This is a genomic window from Limnohabitans sp. (genome assembly GCF_036804465.1).
In the GTDB taxonomy this organism is placed as follows: domain Bacteria; phylum Pseudomonadota; class Gammaproteobacteria; order Burkholderiales; family Burkholderiaceae_C; genus Limnohabitans.
In genome coordinates, this window is the sequence record NZ_DAIRSK010000022.1 from 1 (window position 1) to 19,584 (window position 19,584).

19 protein-coding genes are annotated in these 19,584 nt (G+C 53.8%); 10 read left to right on the forward strand and 9 right to left on the reverse strand.

The features are described 5' to 3' along the window. The first annotated feature begins 127 nt into the window (after window positions 1-127). Window positions 128-295 (forward strand): hypothetical protein, encoded by a 168-nt coding sequence (locus tag V7Q41_RS11665; protein ID WP_333846034.1) that lies wholly within the window; start codon window positions 128-130, stop codon window positions 293-295. Window positions 296-308: 13 nt separating this feature from the next. Here V7Q41_RS11665 and V7Q41_RS11670 read toward each other — a convergent pair whose 3' ends face one another. From V7Q41_RS11670 to V7Q41_RS11700, 7 genes are all read right to left on the reverse strand, one after another. Then, a complete protein-coding gene (locus tag V7Q41_RS11670; protein WP_333846036.1) occupies window positions 309-2,486 on the reverse strand; it encodes a choice-of-anchor I family protein in 2,178 nt (725 codons plus the stop codon). Between the two features lie 1,433 nt (window positions 2,487-3,919). Continuing rightward, window positions 3,920-4,372: a CBS domain-containing protein gene (locus V7Q41_RS11675; protein WP_333846037.1), complete on the reverse strand. Its 453-nt coding sequence runs from the start codon at window positions 4,370-4,372 to the stop codon at window positions 3,920-3,922. Between the two features lie 94 nt (window positions 4,373-4,466). Beyond that, entirely contained in the window at window positions 4,467-4,826 is a 360-nt protein-coding gene (locus tag V7Q41_RS11680; protein ID WP_333846038.1) for a phosphate-starvation-inducible PsiE family protein, read from the reverse strand. A gap of 118 nt (window positions 4,827-4,944) precedes the next feature. Then, a complete protein-coding gene (locus V7Q41_RS11685; protein ID WP_333846039.1) occupies window positions 4,945-6,273 on the reverse strand; it encodes a TRAP transporter large permease in 1,329 nt (442 codons plus the stop codon). Further along, window positions 6,270-6,827 (reverse strand): TRAP transporter small permease subunit, encoded by a 558-nt coding sequence (locus V7Q41_RS11690; RefSeq protein ID WP_333846040.1) that lies wholly within the window; start codon window positions 6,825-6,827, stop codon window positions 6,270-6,272. Before V7Q41_RS11690 ends, V7Q41_RS11685 begins: the two co-directional genes overlap by 4 nt. A 70-nt stretch (window positions 6,828-6,897) precedes the next feature. Then, complete coding sequence (locus V7Q41_RS11695) at window positions 6,898-7,965, reverse strand: C4-dicarboxylate TRAP transporter substrate-binding protein (protein WP_333846041.1); 1,068 nt, start codon at window positions 7,963-7,965, stop codon at window positions 6,898-6,900. Then, entirely contained in the window at window positions 7,962-8,696 is a 735-nt protein-coding gene (locus tag V7Q41_RS11700; RefSeq protein ID WP_333846042.1) for a TetR/AcrR family transcriptional regulator, read from the reverse strand. Before V7Q41_RS11700 ends, V7Q41_RS11695 begins: the two co-directional genes overlap by 4 nt. A gap of 145 nt (window positions 8,697-8,841) precedes the next feature. Between V7Q41_RS11700 and V7Q41_RS11705 the strand changes: the two genes are divergently transcribed. The 9 genes from V7Q41_RS11705 (at window position 8,842) to V7Q41_RS11745 (ending at window position 17,347) form a co-directional block, all read left to right on the forward strand. Next, the gene (locus tag V7Q41_RS11705) at window positions 8,842-9,477 is read left to right on the forward strand and encodes a CoxG family protein (RefSeq protein WP_333846043.1); all 636 of its coding nucleotides are present in this window, start codon (window positions 8,842-8,844) and stop codon (window positions 9,475-9,477) included. Window positions 9,478-9,505: 28 nt separating this feature from the next. After that, window positions 9,506-10,363, forward strand: a complete 858-nt coding sequence (locus V7Q41_RS11710; RefSeq protein ID WP_333846044.1) for an FAD binding domain-containing protein — start codon at window positions 9,506-9,508, stop codon at window positions 10,361-10,363. Window positions 10,364-10,381: 18 nt separating this feature from the next. After that, window positions 10,382-10,867, forward strand: a complete 486-nt coding sequence (locus V7Q41_RS11715) for a (2Fe-2S)-binding protein (RefSeq protein WP_333846045.1) — start codon at window positions 10,382-10,384, stop codon at window positions 10,865-10,867. Continuing rightward, the gene (locus V7Q41_RS11720; protein WP_333846046.1) at window positions 10,864-13,281 is read left to right on the forward strand and encodes a xanthine dehydrogenase family protein molybdopterin-binding subunit; all 2,418 of its coding nucleotides are present in this window, start codon (window positions 10,864-10,866) and stop codon (window positions 13,279-13,281) included. The genes V7Q41_RS11715 and V7Q41_RS11720 overlap by 4 nt, the downstream gene beginning before the upstream one ends. 64 nt (window positions 13,282-13,345) lie before the next feature. After that, window positions 13,346-14,257, forward strand: coding sequence for a dioxygenase family protein (locus tag V7Q41_RS11725; RefSeq protein ID WP_333846047.1), 912 nt, complete (start codon window positions 13,346-13,348; stop codon window positions 14,255-14,257). 31 nt (window positions 14,258-14,288) lie between these two features. Further along, window positions 14,289-15,056, forward strand: coding sequence for an SDR family NAD(P)-dependent oxidoreductase (locus V7Q41_RS11730; RefSeq protein ID WP_333846048.1), 768 nt, complete (start codon window positions 14,289-14,291; stop codon window positions 15,054-15,056). 14 nt (window positions 15,057-15,070) lie between these two features. After that, on the forward strand, window positions 15,071-15,955 hold the full coding sequence (locus V7Q41_RS11735) for a 3-keto-5-aminohexanoate cleavage protein (protein WP_333846049.1): 885 nt from the start codon (window positions 15,071-15,073) through the stop codon (window positions 15,953-15,955). A 21-nt stretch (window positions 15,956-15,976) separates the two neighbouring features. Beyond that, window positions 15,977-16,972 carry a quinone oxidoreductase family protein gene (locus V7Q41_RS11740; RefSeq protein ID WP_333846050.1) on the forward strand — a complete coding sequence of 332 codons (996 nt, stop codon included), beginning with the start codon at window positions 15,977-15,979 and terminating at the stop codon, window positions 16,970-16,972. Between the two features lie 15 nt (window positions 16,973-16,987). After that, on the forward strand, window positions 16,988-17,347 hold the full coding sequence (locus tag V7Q41_RS11745) for a cupin domain-containing protein (protein WP_333846051.1): 360 nt from the start codon (window positions 16,988-16,990) through the stop codon (window positions 17,345-17,347). A gap of 118 nt (window positions 17,348-17,465) precedes the next feature. Here V7Q41_RS11745 and V7Q41_RS11750 read toward each other — a convergent pair whose 3' ends face one another. Both V7Q41_RS11750 and V7Q41_RS11755 read right to left on the reverse strand, forming a co-directional pair. Then, on the reverse strand, window positions 17,466-18,356 hold the full coding sequence (locus V7Q41_RS11750) for an ABC transporter substrate-binding protein (protein ID WP_333846052.1): 891 nt from the start codon (window positions 18,354-18,356) through the stop codon (window positions 17,466-17,468). A 3-nt stretch (window positions 18,357-18,359) separates the two neighbouring features. Beyond that, window positions 18,360-19,343 carry a Bug family tripartite tricarboxylate transporter substrate binding protein gene (locus tag V7Q41_RS11755; protein WP_333846053.1) on the reverse strand — a complete coding sequence of 328 codons (984 nt, stop codon included), beginning with the start codon at window positions 19,341-19,343 and terminating at the stop codon, window positions 18,360-18,362. Window positions 19,344-19,584: the final 241 nt, after the last annotated feature.

The following is a 19,584-nucleotide window of genomic DNA, read 5'->3' on the forward strand; positions in this document are numbered from 1 at the left end:
ATTTTGCATCCACAACCACCGCCGTGCGAGAGAGAAGTCAACCGAGGTTCAGAGACATTCATGGTCATTTTTGGATGCGATAAAAAGGGATGTGCAGGAGTGAAAAAACAAAAATGACCATGCTGATATGGCATTTGCAGTCATTGTAAGCAAGCGAGTGCATCCTGCCGCATCTGCTGAGCAACCCGAATCAACCGCAGAAAATGTGCAAAAGTGTGCGGACGAAAAAAAAGCAACTTCCATGAAGCAGTTGCTTTATTTCGATGAAGGCGCGACCTGCCAACAATCTTTGTGAAGTGTTTAAGTCATCACTTGATTTGATAGACCGCCACCGACCCGGACACTTCATGACCCACTGCCAACAAAGCCACGCCAGTTGGGCTTTGAGACGCGGGTATAAATTTCATACCTTCAGGAGAGATGTCGCCGTCCAAAAGATTGGTGGTATTTCGGATGTATTGAACCAGCTTCGGCTTGGTGGGATCGGTAATCTTGTACATCATGACCGCGCTTGCACGCTCCAAAGCCACAAATGCATAGGTTTCAGCACCCACTTGTCCAACCACCACTGACTCAGGCTCTGGTCCTTTGTTGTCAAGCCTTCCTAGCAATTGATCTGCTTTGAGTAAAGCCAAGGCATTGGCAGAGTCATCGGAAGCATTGCTATACGCCGCACGTTCAATATCTTCGCCAGAGTCAAAGGCCTGAGTGCCAGTGCTTGCGTCCCAAATCGAAAACGAGCGGCCACCAAGAACATAGAGACGGTCATAGTCGCCATCACCGTCTGTGTCGCCGTAATTTCCACCAGCGTGTTTGGTCAGCAATGTAAGACGGCCTAATTCCTGATCTGTTTTGATGGAGTTAACAACATCGGCTGGGAAGGCTGTGGGGTCTAGGTTTGCGACGATGCTGCTAAAACGAGCTATGTCTGTGACTGTAGAAGTGCCACTTGCGCCTTTTAGGAAATCGTCTCGATCATCTCCTTCGTTCGCAGTCAGAAAGTAAGTCTTACCATTGACCGTGTAAGTGGCAATGCCATCTGGCAAATACACACCATAGAGGTTGTTGTAGTTTTTGAGGGTCGCTGGAACTGTCGGATTTTCGTAAGCTGTTTTGGTGGTGCTCGCATAACGATCAGAGGCGGCAATTTTGTATTTGCTGCCGTAGTCTTTGAAGCCCAGCGCAAAAATCTTGCTAATCCTGCCTGAAGCCAAGTCCACCTCAGCCACTGCATTGTTTTCTTGCAGAGTGACGTAAGCCGTTTTGCTGTCGGCTGAGATCGACACATATTCAGGCTCTAAGTCTTGAGCAACGGTTGCACCCGGGCGCCCAATGCGAACGGTGGATGGCAGTTCACTGGCGCGAGTACCGCCAACGTTGAAGTCGGTGAATTTAACTTGTACCGCTGTGTCTGCGGGTAATCCATTGCTGATGTTGATGATAGAAATTGACCCTTCAGGGTCTATACCGTCCGTCATAAAGGTAGCGCTCAACTCGCCTTCATTGGCCACCACCAAGTACTTGCCATCCGGGGAGAATGCAACGCCATCCGGCAGTGAACCCACTGTGACCTTCTTCAAAAAGGTGGGCATACCCGTGGATGACAAGCTGTAAAACGCGATGACACCCGCATCAGTTTTACGAGTGGCTTGCACAGCAATGGCCAAGAGATTGCCCGTGACGTCCAGGCTCTGTACACCGCCAGCGGTGAAAGAACTGTCATTGACATCTGTTGTGACGTTGTAGCGGGCAGAAGCTTGAAGGTTATTGGCAGTGGTGGGGTTGCTCAATGCGGTTGTGCCCAAAACTGATAGATCAACGCGTTTGAATGATGATGGCTCACTGGGCGTGTCAACAGTGATGAACAAAGATTTACTGTTGGCGTGATAGGCAACTATTTCAGCGACCAACGATGGCGCCGTTCCTCCAGAGGCATAACGACCCACCAAACTCATTTGAGGATCTTTGTTGACCCCAGCCAGTTGGCTTGATAAGTGCGAGCGCGCCAGAGATTCGGATCGCAACCCAGAAGCACCATCGGTGAGCATGGCTGCAAGTTGAACGCCGCTGACTTGAGACCAATCGGCAGGTTGCGTGATGGTGCTGGCAATTTTGGCGCGATTGACGGTAATGCCGTTGTCGGGGTTGCCATCGCTGTCGACACTTTGCAACAAGCGTGCAATCGCTAAGGCACCAGGATGGTTAGCTGAGGAAGCGCCAGTCAACTCCAATGGGCTGATTAAATCACCCGCAACAACCGATGGAAACTTAACGCTCCCCAATGAAAAAGTCACACTGTCGCCAGCCACATAATTAAAAACGCCAGCAGCATTGGTGGTGCCCGTCAAACCCGATGTGGTGACGTAGCTCAAACCCTCAACTGGTGCGTCAACGAACACCCCCTGCCTGATTGGTACATCAGAGTTGCCACAAGCAGTGAGCAGGGATACGGTTACAAGCAAAGAAAGATTGAGCAGTTTTTTCATAAGAGCAGCTTTAATGAATGAATTCCATCAAATGCTAGAAAAACTATGTTGCAGCAATATGTCAGGTCGTCATAAGCAAATGGGCAAACAGACCTCACCAATCACGTTGCGTCAATGCCTAGATTTACCCATGTCAATTCATCATTTACGTCATTATTTTGAACCGGTAATCAAACGTGTCTAAAAGTTAGACCAAGCAACGAGTTGAAGTAGAGGCCGGCTGAATCAAGAACGTCCGTAAAGATCCTCAAATCTCACAATAGATGCAGCCTTGCTGGCAAGAATTCTTTCAGCGTTTTAGTTGAAACCAACACATAGATGCCCAGGTAAAGACTTATGGAAGCCATTTGGCCGCTGCATCCAGCAAGGCTTGGCGAACCATGGACTTTCTAGAAGCGTCCGTGTCTCCACATGCGAGTCGGCACATCCAGTCAGTTGGCGCCTCAAAGTCGCAGTGTGTTGCTCCTGCAATCAGCTCATCACGCCAAAGGGCTTTGAATTCCAAACTCCATGATGCTGCCACTGCCTGCGCATTGCAACTTGATGCAGGGGCCCTCAAGATCAACACCTCTTTGGCAAGGCGCCTAGCTGCAACGATTCCTAAACGCTCTGGTTGGTTTGGCAGCAAGTGGTCGTACGCATCCAATCCAACAAACCCCACGACACCGGGTGTGTCCGCAGCGAGAAGGCTTGACAGTCCGCCAGCTGAAAACCCAACCAACATGACTCGTTGGGTGCTGGCCCCAAAAGTAGGGGTGCTGCGAAGCAAATTGACCAACTGAACAATTGCACGTGCGTTGCACCGATGATCAAACGTACACGGCATGTTAGGCGCAAGCGTCAACACGCCACGTTCCGCAAGTGCTCGTGAATGCTCTGCCATTGTTTTGCTGTTTCGAAAACCGCCGTGGGTCAAGATTGCTGCGCCGGTGTGAGGGCCTATTGGCTTGTAAACGTCAACATCAACAGTTTTGCCACCGATGTTGAGCGCAAGCGTTTGGGTACTTACTTTGAAAAAAGACTCAACTGCGAAAACTTGGCAGTGAATGAGCATAAAAAATACTGTTGCCAACCAAATTTTTCTTTTTTGCATATTGACTACTCTCTACCAGCAGGACCATGCAACCTCTTGCAACTTCCCCCTGGATCAGAATAAGTGACCAAAGAGGAAACAGCCCTGCCACATCTGCTGAGCAACCCAAACCAACCGCAGAAATTGTGCAAAAGTGTACGGACGAAAAAAAGCAACTACCCTGATCAAGAACGTCCATCAAGATTATGAAATCTCACTATTTCGTTCTCGCCTAGGTGTGAACCGGAGATGAAATACTCAGGCGGGAGCCATTTTTTTAATCTGCATCAGCCTGAGAAGGCAGCACCCAGTTTTGCCTGACATCACGTCGGATGATGACCTAGATATTTTTAAAAACCCATCAGGAGAAGTCGGCGCTGTGGCCCTTGATATAAGTCTCTAAAAATCCGATTTGCTGGCCCATTTGGCGAATGTTGTCCTTGACAACATCACCAATCGAAATCACGCCAACGACTCTTCCAGCATCTACGACCGGCAAATGCCGAAAGTTTCGAGATGCCATTAAGCCAGTGCATGCCTCAATGGGATCATCAAGCTTGACCGAAAGCGGATCTGAGGTCATCACTTCCTTGACCAGCACATGTTTAGCATCCAGCCCAGGTAAGAGCACTTTGATGGCGCAGTCACCCTGAGTAAGAATGCCCACCAACTTGTCGTCGTTGATGACAAGGGTTGCCCTCACTCGGTTGTCACGCATGAGTTGCAAAGCGGCAACTACTTTGTCATCAGGTTTAACGCTGACAATAACCACGGGTTGTGGCTTTTGCTCCAAGCATTTTTTTACGGTGCTCATAACAATCCCTACTTAGAAGTTTTGTGAATTTTTGAGATTTTTACACACGTTTTGAAATATGCACATGCAGATGCACACATCTATGGGCGAGAAATCAATCGCGGTCTTGTAAATGACTGATGACCCAGCAAGCAATGGCAATCAACAAAATAGAGCCGCTCTCATATAAAAGTATGGCGGGGTCTCCGTCCTTGCCTTGAAGAATGATCAAACGGCTTAACGCCGTCATGGCAATGATCAAAGGTATTCTGATTGGAATTCGGTGGCTGCTATAAAACGCCCCTAGCATGCCCAAAACTTCTGCATAGATGAACATCAGCAGCAAGTCCTCCAACTCAACCTTACGCTGCTCAATCAGCGCCATAACCTCTTGCACCATCGCCCCGACTGTAAAAAAAGCGATGATGACCAAAAAAGATTTTTCAGTTAGATCAATAATCCCTTTTATTGACATCGAAATCTCCTGCCTTGTTGGATGGATTGAATATAAGCCTTATTTCTCTACGATGTTCAAGAAAGATGCTTGTCGCCCCTGCACGCACGTTCAGGGGCTTTTTGTTTTCTCAAACCAATCAGATCAGTGCCAAAGACATGGACGGAAAAATGGCAATCAGCAAAAGCACCGCCAGCATCACGCCCACATATGGCATAGAGCCCGCAAAAATGCTTTCAACAGACACGTTCGGATCGTTTAGAGTGGATTTGACTGTAAAGACCGAGATGCCGAACGGCGGCGTAAGCAGTCCAACTTCGACGGCAATCACAGTAATGATGCCGAAGTGGATCAAATCGAAATTCAAAGCCATGGCAATGGGTACGGCGACAGGCGTCATGATCAACAAAATCGAACTTGAGTCCAGGATCATGCCCAACAGCAGCAAGATGCCCACGTAGAGCAACAAAAACCCATAGGGCCCCAGCCCCGCATCTTTGACCAAGTCGCTGATGGCCGCCGGCACGCCGGCCACTGAAAGCATTCTGCTGTAAAAGCCTGCAGCAACTAGCAAAATCAAAATACCCACGGATACCGCACCCGTTTCAGTCAGCACGCGCCACAAATTGCCACCGCCCAACCTGCCACGCAGTATGGCGATAACAAAGGCGCCAAATGCCCCAACGCCGCCCGCTTCAGTGGGCGTGAAGAAGCCCGAGTAAAGGCCACCAAGAACCAAGGCCACCAAGGTAGCGATCGGCACAAGTTTGGCGAACATCTCAGCGGTGGAAAGTAGACGAGCGTTCGTGCGTTGCACTGCCAACTCGGCATGGCGTTTGAGATCAAACACCAACTCAGGCTTGAAGCGTGCCAGCAACATGATCATCACTGCGAAAGCAATGGCCATCAGAAAGCCAGGGATGACGCCCGCGATGAAAAGCTTGCCGATGGATTGCTCGGCAAGCACGCCGTAAATGATGAGCAGTAAGCTGGGTGGGATCATCATGCCCAGCACAGAACTGCCTGCAACAGTGCCTGCAGCAAAGCTTGCGCGATAGCCATGAGCAACCATCTCTGGCACCGCGACACGGGTAAAAACCGCAGCCGAAGCGATGGATACGCCCGTCACAGCAGCAAACACGGTATTGGCAGCCACCGTGGCGACACCAAGACCGCCTTTGAGGCGCCTCAATAAAGTTTCGGCCACATCAAAAGTATCTTTGCCAACGTTTGAAATAGAAACCAAAAGCCCCATGAGAACAAAGAGGGGAATAGTGGCAAAAATGTAGTCGGCCACGCCGTTATAGGCTGATAGATACAACAGCCGCATGGCCATGTCGATGTTCTCTCGAATCAGCCAAATGCCAGCAAAGCCAACAGCCGTTAAAGCAACTGCAATGTGCAGCCCCATTAAAACTAAAAATACCAAAGCTCCAATGAGCAGACCACCCAGTGTTAAATCGCTCATGCTTGCGCTCCTGTGAACGGGGGCTGCCTCAGCAGCGAAGGGATACAAGTGAGGTACGACACAGCAGCAACGAGAGAACCCAGCACCAAAAGTGCGCGAAATGGCCATTCTGGAACAGTGACAACGCCTTGTACCCCAAAGTATTCTTTAGTGTTAATCGATTCGATGAGTGCTGGCCATGCAATCAGGGCAAGTGCGAAAAACAAAAGTGCGCCCACAACCACGTTGAAAACTTCAAGCGCCTTGAAGGCCCATGGCGAACGTTTGCCAATGATGCGCAAGAGAAAGTCGCTGCGAGTCATTCGCCCAGAGCAGACGGCTGCCGCCAGTTGCAGGAAAACGATGGAAGCCACAGATCGGGCGGCAAACTCGGCCACACCTGTGATGGGTGCGTCGAAGAAATTTCGGCCCAAGACATCAGCCATGATCAGCAACATCATCAGAAAAATCCAAATCGTCCCGACTGCTGCAAGTACGTTTGCAATGCCTTGCAAGGGATTATGGAGACCAACTACAGCGGGGACTTCGCTGGCGAAATCAGGCTCATGACTCATGGGTAACCTTTACGGACAACCACTCGGTGAAAAGTTTCACCGGGTGGTTAATTAAAAAACTAGGATTCGATCAACGGTTCTGCAAATCCCAGTCACGCAGAGGCTTCACACCGCGGGCGCGGAGCTCGTCAAAATAAGCTTTGAGGACTTGTTTGCCGCTGTCGCCAGTGGTCTGCAGCCAAGGTGCAACGATATTGGGAAGACCATTGACCCACTTGGCTTTTTCGGCGGCAGGCAGATCAGTGATTTGAAGACCCGCAGCCTTCATGGTGTCGAGGGCTGAATTGGCTGTCTTGGTGACATGCTTGCCATGCGCAACAGAAGTTGCCTTGCCCGCCTTGAGCATGGCTTCTTGCACTTCCTTTGGCAGACCATCAAAGACCTTCTTGTTGACTGCAACGCTGCCAAAGTACATGGCACCCACATCCACGCGCGTGAGGTTCTTGGCTACTTCATACACACGGGCCGGGCCAATGCCGCTGGCAAATGACAAGGCTCCATCTGTCACGCCGGTCTGGATGTTGGTGTAATAAGTGGTCAGCGCGCCGTCCACTGGCGTGGCACCTGTATCGCGCATCCAGTTCGCTGAGGTACCGGGCGCGTTAATGCGCTTGTTCTTCAGGCTGGCCATATCCTTCACAGGAAAGGTTGCGTAGATATCGTAGCTATCGGTAATTAGAGAGGACAGCGGCACCATATTCTGCGCAGCCCAGCTGTCGCGCAGGGCTGGAACAGTGGCGTTGAGCTTGTCAAAAATCTCAATCAGTTGCTCGTGGTTCGTGGTCGCGAAAGGAGTGAAGTAGGTGACGTTTTGCAGCGGCATTGCAGAGTTTTCCCAAACGGTGCCGACCATCCCCACATCCACGATGTTGTCACGCACTGCAGCGCGCGTGTCTGTGAATTTGTAAAGCGTGCCACCGTAATTTTCGCGCCAGCGCACCTCGTACTTAGCTCCGCCTTCCTTCAATAGGCGATCCACTTCAGGCTGGAACACCTCCTTCATGGCGTAAGCCCAGATGTTGGTTGTTGGATGACTTGAACCGATGTTGACCGTGATGCGTTGTTGCGCAACCGCAGTTCCAACGTTAAGGGCGCTGATCGCGACAAGGGATGCCATCGCTAGATTCTTGAACTTCATGTTGTCTCCTCAGTGGTGGTTGTGGCTAAGGTTTTAGCCGGGCTTGCAGGGCACTGGCGCTTTCGCACCAGTTCTTTCAAAGGGGTTTTAAGCGCGAACAATTCACGGCTTGCTAAAAGGTAAGCGTGGACACGGTCGCGTACGAGGTGCTCGCTGTAGACATCAAGGGAGCTTTCACTGTAAACATCTTGGGTGTAGATCCATCGACGCATGCTGATGTAGAAAAATCCACCGTGCAAACCCATCAGCAGCTCCGTCTCGCGCTTGCTCGCCTTTGCACGACTCATCACGCCTCGAAAGCGCCGTGTTTCACGAATCAAACGGGGAAACAACCGGGCGCGTAGCATGGAAAAAAATCGGTCAGTGATTGCATGGTCTGTCAAACCTGAGAAAACCAAGATTCGAACGAATTCTTTGGACAACGTGATGTTCACGTACTCGAGGTAAAAAGCCACTAACTTGTCTTCAATGTCTAACTGCGTGTCGTCAAGCAGTGCATCCCACTCTGCACGCCAGCGACCTTCGAATACTTCTAAGTAAACGCGGTCAAGCAAATCTTGTTTGGTGGGAAAGTAGTGGTACAGCAAAGCATGCGTCACGCCAATGCTCTTGGCCAAGTCGCGCAACTGCCCCCCAAAGCCCTGCACAGCAAAGAACTCGATCGCGCCGTCAAGGATTTGGCGCTCACGCTCGACCAAGCCCATCCGTCGGCGTGGTGTTGCGTTGGGCACATGGATTGGCGCTTGCTGGGTTACTTTTTTTGCCTTGTCAGGGTTTGTCTGAATGCGCACTCTATTTACCAGGTGGTCAATGATTAGTAAGATTATTGACAGAGTTGTAAACAAACAAACCCGTAAAAACCCGAGGATTCACGGCATGGAATTAAGTGGAGACATTCTGATCAATGCGCCGCGAGAAAAGGTGTGGGCTGGACTTAATGACCCCGCTGTCTTGACGCTTTGCATCCCAGGTTGTGAGGGCATGGAGGCCACCAGCCCGACGGAGCGGACGGCACGCGTAGCCGTCAAAGTTGGGCCCGTTCGTGCTCGCTTTGTGGGTCATGTGCGTATGGAAGACATTCGTCCCAATCAAGGCTGCGTTTTGCGCTTCCAAGGCTCAGGGGGTGCAGCGGGCATGGCCAAGGGTCATTCCAATGTTGAACTGACCGACGAGCCAGGCGGCACGCGTTTGCGCTACACCGCTCAGGCTGCAATTGGCGGAAAGCTGGGTCTGGTGGGTGGCCGCATGATCGATGCCGCTGCCAAACAAATGGCCGATCAATTTTTCAAGGCTTTCAACGAGCAAATGGTGGGCGTTGCAGCCCCAGAGTTGGTTAGTACAAGCCAAGCGGGCCCCAAGACCGAAGCAGCTTCTGCTGCCACCAACTTTCCAGCACCTGCTGCTGCCAGCTCATCGGCGTCTGGCACGGAGGCCACACGCGTTCTGTGGTTTGTTTTAGGTGCCTTATCTACAGGTTTCGGCGTTTGGCTGGGCACCTTACTTGGTTCCTGACTTATTGACTTCTTGAAAGCGCACCACGATGAAAGCAGCTTCTTTTGACTACATCAAGCCCCAAACAATCAGTCAGGTCATTGATTTGCTTCAACAACATGGCGATGACGCCCGCCTGCTCGCCGGCGGCCAAACGCTCATGGCCACCCTGAACATGCGCTTGTCTGAGCCACAGTGGGTGATTGACATCACCGGTATTGAATCACTGAGAGGGATTCGTGTTCATGGCGATGCACTGCGCATAGGCGCCTTAGCCACGCACACCGAGATTGAGTTCAGCGAATTGGTCGCGCAACACGCCCCGCTTTTGAAGGCTGCAGCGCCCCACATTGCACACCGCGCCATTCGCAACAGCGGAACTTGGGGTGGCTCCATCGCCTATGCCGACCCAGCCGCTGAATGGCCCACCTGCTTTCTGGCTTTGGGCGGTAACGTGATCGCACAAGGCCCTCAAGGCGAACGCCGAATTGCTGCTGACGATTTCTTCACTGGCCTCTACAGCACTGCCCTGCAGCCCGACGAACTGCTGATCGCTTGCGAACTCCCGTTGGCGCAGAAAGACCACTGGTTTGGCTTTAGCGAGTTGGCGCGCCGCCACGGCGATTACGCCATTGTTGGCATGGCCGCTTCAGCGCGGCGAGAAGGGGCTGCGTTACGCGGCTTACGAATTGCGCTGCTGGGTTTGGACGCTACGCCACTACGTGCAAGACAAACAGAGGCGCTGCTTGAAGGCCGCGCTCTGGACGTCAAACTGGTAGCGGATGCCGTGGCATGCCTGCGGCAGGAAGTTGATCCCTTGCCCGACCTGACCAACGCACCAGACACCAAACGTCACCTGATCGGTGTGTTGTTGCAGCGCATGCTGCCCCATTCCACTCACCTATAAGCCGACAAGGAAATAAACATGGCTGACCTCTACCCTATCAAAGTCACTGTCAATGGCAAGGCTCACCAATGCAGTGTGCAGCCGCGTACCCATCTGGTGGACTTCTTACGAGAAGACCTCGGACTCAAAGGTAGCCACTTGGGCTGCGAACACGGGGTTTGCGGCGCCTGCACGGTCGAGCTCGACGGCAAGATTGTGCGTGGTTGCCTGACTCTTGCCGTTCAAGCCGACGGCGCGCAGGTGCAAACCATTGAGGGTTTGAGTGCAACGGGGGTCATCCGCGATTTGCAAGAAGCTTTTGTCCGTCGCAACGCGTTGCAATGCGGCTTTTGTACATCGGGCATGCTGATGGCAGCCAAAGAGCTGTTGGAGACCATCCCCAACGCCACGCGCGCCGAAGTGCGTGATTGGATTTCAGGCAACTACTGCCGCTGTACCGGCTATCAAGCCATCGTAGACGCCATCTGCGACGTACTGCAGCAACGTCAGGAGGCACTGGCATGAAGCGCGATACCGTCAACCTTGAGCCCGGCGTGAACCACAATTCACCGCTCTCCCCTGTCAGTGATGACCAGCGCTACATCGGTACCTCAGTTCCCCGAGGCGGCATTGAGCGGCTGACGCAAGGCATGGGCCAGTACCTGGATGACATTGAGTTGCCGCGAATGGGGCATGTGGTGTTCTGGCGAAGCCCAGTCGCTCACATGCTGATCAAGTCTGTCAACTCTGAGTTTGCGCGTGCCATGCCCGGGGTTCTTCTGGTGGCAGATGGACAAGACTTGGCCAAGGTCTGCCAACCTTGGGTAGCAACGCTGGGCCACTTGGCCGGCATGAAGTCGGCACCACAATATCCCTTGGCGTTAGAACGCGCTTGCTGGCAAGGCGAGCCGGTGGTCGCGGTGGTGGCCGAATCCCGAGCCCAAGCCGAGGACGCTTTGGCATATGTGCAAGTCGACTGGGAAGAACTCCCGGCTGCCACAGACATGCAGCGCGCCTTGGACCCTTCTACGCCATTGATCCATCCAGAGCTTGGCGATAACCTTTGTTTCACGCGCTCGCTGGATGTAGGTCAGGTCGATGAGACATTTGCCAAGGCTGACGTCGTCGCAGCAATTGATTTTGAGTTTGGGCGCCACACGGGTGTGACGCTAGAGCCTCGCGCACAAATCGCACATTGGAGTCCAGCGGAACAGCGTTTGACGGTGTACCACTCTTGCCAAGCCCCGCACATGATGCAAGACCTCTACGGCCGTCAGTTCAATTTGCCAGCCAGCGCCATTCGCGTCGTGTGCAAGGATGTTGGCGGCTCCTTTGGCATCAAGGTACATGCTTATCCAGACGATTTTGCGACTGTGGCGCTTTCCATCATTTTGGGCCGCCCAGTCAAATTTGTAGCCGATCGCCTGGAAAGCTTTACCAGCGATATCCATGCAAGACACCACTTCATCAAGGCCCGCATTGCGGTCAACCGCGACGGTGAGATTTTGGGCTTTGACATGGCAGACCTCACAGGCATTGGGCCTTACTCCATGTTCCCGCGCACCAGCGCCATTGAAGGCAATCAAGTGGTAAATTTGGTGGGGGGACCATACAAGCACAAGCACTACCGAGCCAAGCTCGATGTCGTATTCCAAAACAAAACGCCCACCTGCCAGTACCGCGGCGTGGGGCACCCTATCGCCTGCGCGGTGACCGAGGCGCTGGTGGACTTAGCAGCTCAGAAAATCGGCATGGACCCCTTGCGGATTCGTGAACTCAATGTGATTCCTGACGATGCCTACCCAACTGCCGGCATCTCGGGTATCAAGCTAGAAATTCTTTCGCATGAGGCCAGTCTTCAAAAGCTCCGTGAGCTCATGAACTATGACGCGCTTCGGGTAGAGCAGGCCGCATTGCGCAAGCAAGGCGTGTTTAGAGGCATTGGCTTTGCCACGGTCATTGAGCTGACCAACCCGAGCGCAGCTTTTTACGGCGTGGGCGGTGCGCGCATTGCATCCCAAGACGGCGCAACGATACGCCTAGACCCAGAGGGTCACATCACAGTTCTGATTGGTGTGGGCGAGCAAGGTCAAGGCACTGAGGGCATTTATCAGCAAATCGCTGCCGACGCCGTCGGGGTCGATATCAGCAAAGTGCGCGTGGTCACGGGCGATACGGACGCCACGCCTTACGGCGGTGGGACTTGGGCCTCCCGCGGAGCTGGTGTTGGAGGCGAAGCTGTATTGCTAGCGGGGCAAGCGCTCAGAGAAAACATTGTCAAAGTGGCTGCCGTCATCCTCAAGCGCGACGGCAATACTTTGGCGGTGCGACGCGACAGGGTTGTTGACGCAAGCAGTGGACAAGATCTACTGCCCTTGGCTGAGTTGGGACGTATCGCCTATTTTCGATCCGACACCCTCCCAGCTGACTTCACACCAGAGCTCATGGTCACGCGGCATTACGCACAGCGCGACTTTCCTTTCATCTTCACGAACGGCGTGCAGGCTTCTTATGTTGAAGTGGACGTCGAGACAGGCTTTGTCAAGTTGCTCAAGCACTGGGCCGTCGAGGACTGCGGGCGCGTGCTGAACCCGATGCTGGTCGATGAACAAATGCGAGGCGCTATCGTGCAAGGCATAGGCGGCGCACTGCTCGAGGAATGTCTTTACGATGACAGCGGCTTGATGGTCAACGCCAGCATGGCGGACTATTTGGTGCCCATGTCTGCCGAGATGCCCGACATTGAGGTGGCACACATTCAGACCCCGACTGCCACATCCAAGCTAGGTGCCAAGGGCGCCGGTGAAGCGGGTACCGCTGGCGCGCCTGCGGCAGTGATGAATGCCATCAACGATGCAATGTCGCCCTTCGACGCCCATGTGTTCTCTCAGCCCATCACACCGCAAAAGGTACTGCGCGCTTTGGGTAAGCTAGGCTGAAATACATCGACGGAGATGGACGCTGGCAAACAGATCCAATTTTTTCACTGCCTAAAAATTCACCATGTCGCACGCATCCATCCCCCTGCCCACCACGCCCGAATCTGTCTTGCCTTTGGTCATTCAAGCCATGTCGCGCACACCCGATGCGCGCTTGCGCGAGCTCATGGCATCCCTCACCACCCACTTGCACGCCTTCATTTTGGAGACGCAAGTGACTGAGGAAGAGTTTGAGCGTGCCGTGAAGTTCATCATCGACATTGGGCAAGCCACGGGGCCCAAAACCAACGAGGTGATCTTGGCCGCCGATTTGCTGGGTGTGTCGTCTTTGGTGGCGGTACTCAACAACCCAGGCCGCCACAACGACCCACACGCCCAAGACGAAGCGGTTTCACATGCCGCCTTGCTCGGGCCCTTTTGGCGTGCCAATGCCCCCATCTGCCAAGCGAGCGACAACATTGCCCGCGGTAACACCCAAGGCGTGCCGCTTGAGGTGCGTGGCGTGGTGTATGACAAACACGGCAAACCGCTGGCCCATGCCATGGTCGATGTGTGGCAGGCATCGCCGATCGGCTTGTACGAAAACCAAGACGACACGCAAGACAACATGAACCTGCGCGGGCGCTTTCAAACCGATGCGCACGGCGTGTATTGCTTTCACACCGTGCGCCCTGCGGGCTACCCTGTGCCCACTGGGGGTCCGTGCGGCGATTTGTTGCGCGCGCAACTGCGTCACCCCAACCGCCCGGCGCATTTGCACTTCATGGTGTCCTCGCCGGACCACAAAGTGCTGATCACCCAAGTATTTGCCGATGGCGATGACAACCTCACCAGTGACCCCGTGTTTGGCGTCACCGCCCCTTTGGTGGGCGACTTCAAAGAGCACTTGGTGAACGGCCAACCACATGCCACGCTCACCCATGACTTTCATCTTTCCGAAGGTGAAATGACTTTTCCACACCCACCGATTCCTTGATTGATTTCGCTTCACCTAAGCCTCACCACGCATGACTTCCAGTTTTCACCCTACAGATTCATTGACAGGCCGCGTTGCGGTGATCACCGGCGGCACAGGCGCCATTGGCCTAGCATCCGCCAAGCGCTTGGCCCAACTCGGCGCGCGCTGTGTGCTGATTTACAACTCCGAAGCCCCTGACACAGCAGCCGCCAAAGCCGCCGCCTTGCCTGGCGCAGGCCACCTAACGTTCAAAGCACAAGTCACCGACAGCGCCTCACTTCAAGCCGTGGCCGACCAAGTGGCTGCGCAGTGCGGCGTGGTGCACATCCTCGTCAACAGCGCGGGCTTTACCAAGGCTGTGCCAGCCAACGACTTAAACGCGTTGACAGACGACCTGATTGACGACATCTTGAAAGTCAACTTTCGCGGTGTGATCGCCACCATTCGTGCCTTCATGCCTTTGCTTCAAAAGTCAGAAGATGGCTTGATCGTCAACATCTCCTCCATCGCCGGCTTCACCGGCACGGGCAGCAACTTGGCCTATGTGGCTGCCAAAGCCAGCATCGATGTGGTGGGCGACGCACTGGCCAAAGCTTTTGCGCCACACGTGCGCGTCATCTCCGTGTCGCCGGGCTTGGTGGACTCCAGCTTTGTGCCAGGTCGCGGTGCGGACTTCAACGACAAAATGGCCCACACCATTCCGCTGCGCCGCATTGGCACGGTCGACGACGTGGCTGCCGTGGTGCAAGCCTGTGCTACCACCATGCGCTACGTCACCGGCACACGCATCGTGGTGGACGGCGGTCGACACCTTTGAATTGAATGACACGAATGAGCCAAAAAACTTTTCTCACCTGCGCGGTCACTGGCAACATCACTACGCCAGACCAAACCCCGCACCTGCCCGTCACCCCCACGCAAATTGCCAACGCGTGTTTGGCAGCCGCCGAAGCGGGTGCAGCGGCGGTGCACATCCATGTGCGCGACCCCAAGACAGGCAAGCCATCCATGGAACTAGAGCTTTACCGCGAGGTGTTTGACCAAGTGCGTCGCGCCAACCCAGAGCTGATCATCAACCTCACCACCGGCCCAGGCGGGCGCTTTATTCCCAGCGTGGACGACCCTCGCATAGCCGCGCCTGGCTCGACCTTGGTGCAACCCGAACTCCGCGTCGAGCATGTGCGTGTGCTCAAGCCCGATGTGTGCTCACTCGACCTCAACACCATGAACTCAGGTGCTGACGTGGTCATCAACACACCGCGCAACGTGCGCATCATGGCCAAGATCATGCGAGAAGCGGGTGTCAAGCCTGAGCTTGAAATTTTTGACTCAGGTGACATGCATTTGGCGCGTGACCTGATTGCCGATGGCACGCTGGATGGCCCTGGCATGTGGACCTTTGTGACGGGCGTGAAGTATGGTTTTTCATCCTCTCCCGAAACCCTGTTGTACGCACGCAGCCTCTTGCCTGCAGGCGCTATTTGGTCGGCCTTTGGCATTGGCCGCTTTGAATTCCCCATCGTGGCACAAGCCTGGCTGGCAGGCGGCCACGTGCGCGTGGGCATGGAAGACAACATCTATTTAGAAAAAGGCGTGTTGGCCAAAAGCAATGCCGAATTGGTCACCAAAGCCAAACGCCTGATTCACGACCTAGGCGGCGAGCTGGCCAATCCGCGCGAAGCCCGCGCCATGCTCAACTTACCCAGCCGCGCTTGAGATACAAAGGAAAAACAACGCATGTCGATTCACCAAGATGATTTGCGCGCCGTGCGCGTGAATGCCAAAGCCGCCTCGCCAAAAGAACTGGCGCCCTCCGTCGAAAAACAATCGCCGCCTGCCTTGCATGCGGGTGAAGCCTTGATCCGCGTGCGCAGCGCAGGCGTGAACCCCAGCGACGTGAAAGCCGCTTTAGGCATGATGCCGCAAGCGGTGTTTCCACGTACCCCAGGCCGTGACTTTGCAGGCGTAGTGGTAGAGGGCCCCAGCGCTTGGGTAGGCAAAGAAGTGTGGGGCTCGGGCGGCGATGTGGGCATCACCCGCGATGGCTCGCATGCAGGTTGGCTGGTCTTGCCAGAAGCCGCCTTGCGCGAAAAACCAAAGAATCTGAGCTTTGAAGAAGCGGGCTCGGTGGGTGTGCCCTTCATCACCGCATATGAAGGTTTTCGTCGCAGTGGCATGCCACAACGCGGCCAAACTGTGGCCGTGATGGGAGCCAATGGCAAAGTAGGTCAGGCTGCGGTGCAATTCGCTGTACAAGCGGGCGCAAACGTGATCGCGGTGCAACGCGGCAGCGGTGCGTGGGAGGGCCCCTCGCAAGGTGTGCACGTCATAGACGCCAAAACCGAAGATGTGGCAGCACGTATTCGGGAACTCAGTGACGGCAAAGGCGCACACATCATCTTCAACACCGTGGGCAGCCCTTACTTTGAGGCCGCCAATCAAGCCATGGCCAAAGGCGCGACGCAGATTCTCATCTCCACCCTCGAGCGCCCTGTGCCCTTTGACATCTTCACCTTCTTCCGTGGCATGCACACCTATGTGGGCATCGACACCTTGGCGCTGAACTGCATCGACACCAACGAACGCATGGAAGCGATGCGTGCGGGTTTTGAAGCGAGTACCCTGCACCCTTTTGCCGTGAGCCCAGATGCCGTGTTTTCGCTCGACCATGTATTGGCCGTGTACCAAGAGGTCATCGGCGGTGCCAGCCGCCGCATGGTGTTCAACCCCTAACCCTGAAAGCCCTTCATGCATATCACCCGTTTAGACCAAGCGCCTGAATATGTGGCGCCCAACCACAATGACATGCAATGCTTGCGCCTTCAAGGGCGCGAGGCGGGGCCTGCGGTTCAACTGTGGATGGGCATGTTGATTTTGAAACCCGGCGGCCACACCGCACTCGACGGCTCGCCCATCGAAAAACACTATGTGGTATTGCAAGGCGAGCTCACCTTGGTGAGCGAACTTGACGGCATTGAATCGCGTGAGGTGCTGCGCACCTTCGACTCTTGCCGCTATGCCCCTGGCGAAAAACGCCAAATCATCAACCACAGCCAACAAGAAGCGCGAATCTTGCTGGCCATGCCTTTTGAACCACCCGCTGCTTAAACTTCCAACATTACCAGCAGACACGCCATGCACAACGCACCTTTGACCCGTCGCCAAAGTTTGCCATGTGCCGCCAACTTGGCCGCTGGCTCAGCCCTGCCTCGCTGTGCAAAGAGGATTAGGCGATGCGCGTAGGCCAAAAATAGCTGCCTGGTTGAGGCATTGGGTTTTGGCCGACTGATTCATTGCGCCAAACCAAGTCAATGACCTGAGACATGCCTTCTTCAGAAATTTGAGGCATGCCTTGACGTTGCAAGTTTTGCAATGCGTTGAGAGCAGCAGGGGCCTCAGCACCTAAATGTTTGAGCGCAATCTCGATGGCTTGTGCTTGATTGCGAGTGTCCAACAGCCAACGCCATGCGTCAGCCCAAGCGCTTTGAAATCCCTTCGCCAATAGAGGATGCGCTTCAGCCCATTCGCTTCGGGCAGCAACCACGGGGCCGGGGTAACTAGGAAAGGCTTGGCGAGTGGTCGTCAAACGGACAAAGCCATCATTGACCAAGGCTTTATCCAATGGCGGATTGATGAAACTTGCCATCAGTTCACCGCTGCGCAATGCTTGAACGCGTTGCTGACTGTCACCGACTTCCACCAATTGGTAATCGATGGATGTCCATCCCAAAGAGGACAACAACTGAACAAGCAGCAAGGCATAACCACTTCGGGCACCATCAACGGCTATTCGATGGCCTTTGAGTTGTTCAATGTTTTGAATGGCAGGCGAAGCCACAAGCGCCACATCTGGGGGGTGCGACTGAGCAGCCAGCACACAAAGGCTAGTGCCATTCAAGCCTGCACGAACCACATGATCAGGCAGTTGTAACCCAACATCAAATCGTCCCTCGCGCAAGCCTTGCATTTGTGCTGTTGAAGCGCCTGTGTGCGTGATGCTGCATTGCACACCCTGCGCTTCAAAAAAGCCTTGGCTTTCAGCAACAAACAAAGCCCAGACTGGAAAGCCACCAGAAATATAAGCAAGTCTAAGGGCCGAATTGGATGAAGGGTTCATAGCTCAGTCCAATTTAGCCCCACTCGACTTCATGACTTCGCCAAGTGTTGCTGCTTCTTCTTGGATGAATTTATCAAACGCTGCGGGATTCATTTTGAAAGGCAAGGCACCCAGTTTCTCAAATCGCTCACGCACATCAGGCAAGTCCACAATGGCATTGATTTCATCGTTCATTTTGTCCAAGATTGCTTTGGGTGTTTGTGCTGCGGCCAACATGCCAATCCAGAAATTGAATTGACCTTGTGGGTAGCCCTCTTCTGCCATGGTGGGAATATTGGGAAAAGCCACAGCACGTTTTTCCGAGCTTACAGCCAATGGCACCACCTTGCCTTCACGGATCATGGTAACGCTAGAAATAAGTGGTGCAAACACGTAATCGACGTTGTTTCCCGCAATGTCAACCAACATCTGAGGCGTACCTTTATAAGGTACATGGTTGCCTTTGAGTTTCAAACCCACAACAAATTTTTCAGCATTGACATGGGCTGCACTGCCTACACCTGCACTGGCGTAGTTCAATCCATTTGGCGCTGCTCTTACTTTTTCGACCAACTCTTTAACAGTCTTCACGCCCAAGCCTGGCGCTGCCACCAACGCACTGGGCAAGGTACCCAGCGGACTGACACCTGCCAAGTCTTTCAATTGGTAGTTGAGTTTGCTGTACAAAACCGGATTGACCACGTGACCCGTTGAAACCACCACAAACGTATAACCGTCTGGTGTCGACTTGGCAACCGCGGAAGTGCCAATGGTGCCACCTGCACCCACGCGGTTTTCGACCACCACAGTTTGACCAAGACGGGGGCCTAACTTTTCACCGATGACACGCGCCATGATGTCGGTGGCACTGCCTGCTGTAAATGGCACCACAAATGTAATTTGTTTATTTGGCCAAGCTTGCGCTTGAGCGGAAAAAGACGCACTCAAGGCGATCGCGCCGATGAGCGCTGAAACTTTAAAATTAAAGATACTGTTTGATTTTTTCATGATTGTCTCCTTGGAATGGTTGGTAAAAAACTGCTACTCAACTTGTTCATGGTAACTTTCTAACGTCACCAAAAAAGGAAAGCATTGCCACCAGCTGACTCGCTGAATTCAAGCTCTTGCACGTATCACGCCCTTTTAATCAAGATTTAGCCTTGATTCGACCACAAAAACCTCGGATACGAGGCATGTTCGTTTCTATAACCTGAAGCCTTGCTCAACATGTAGGACAGGTAAAGCACAA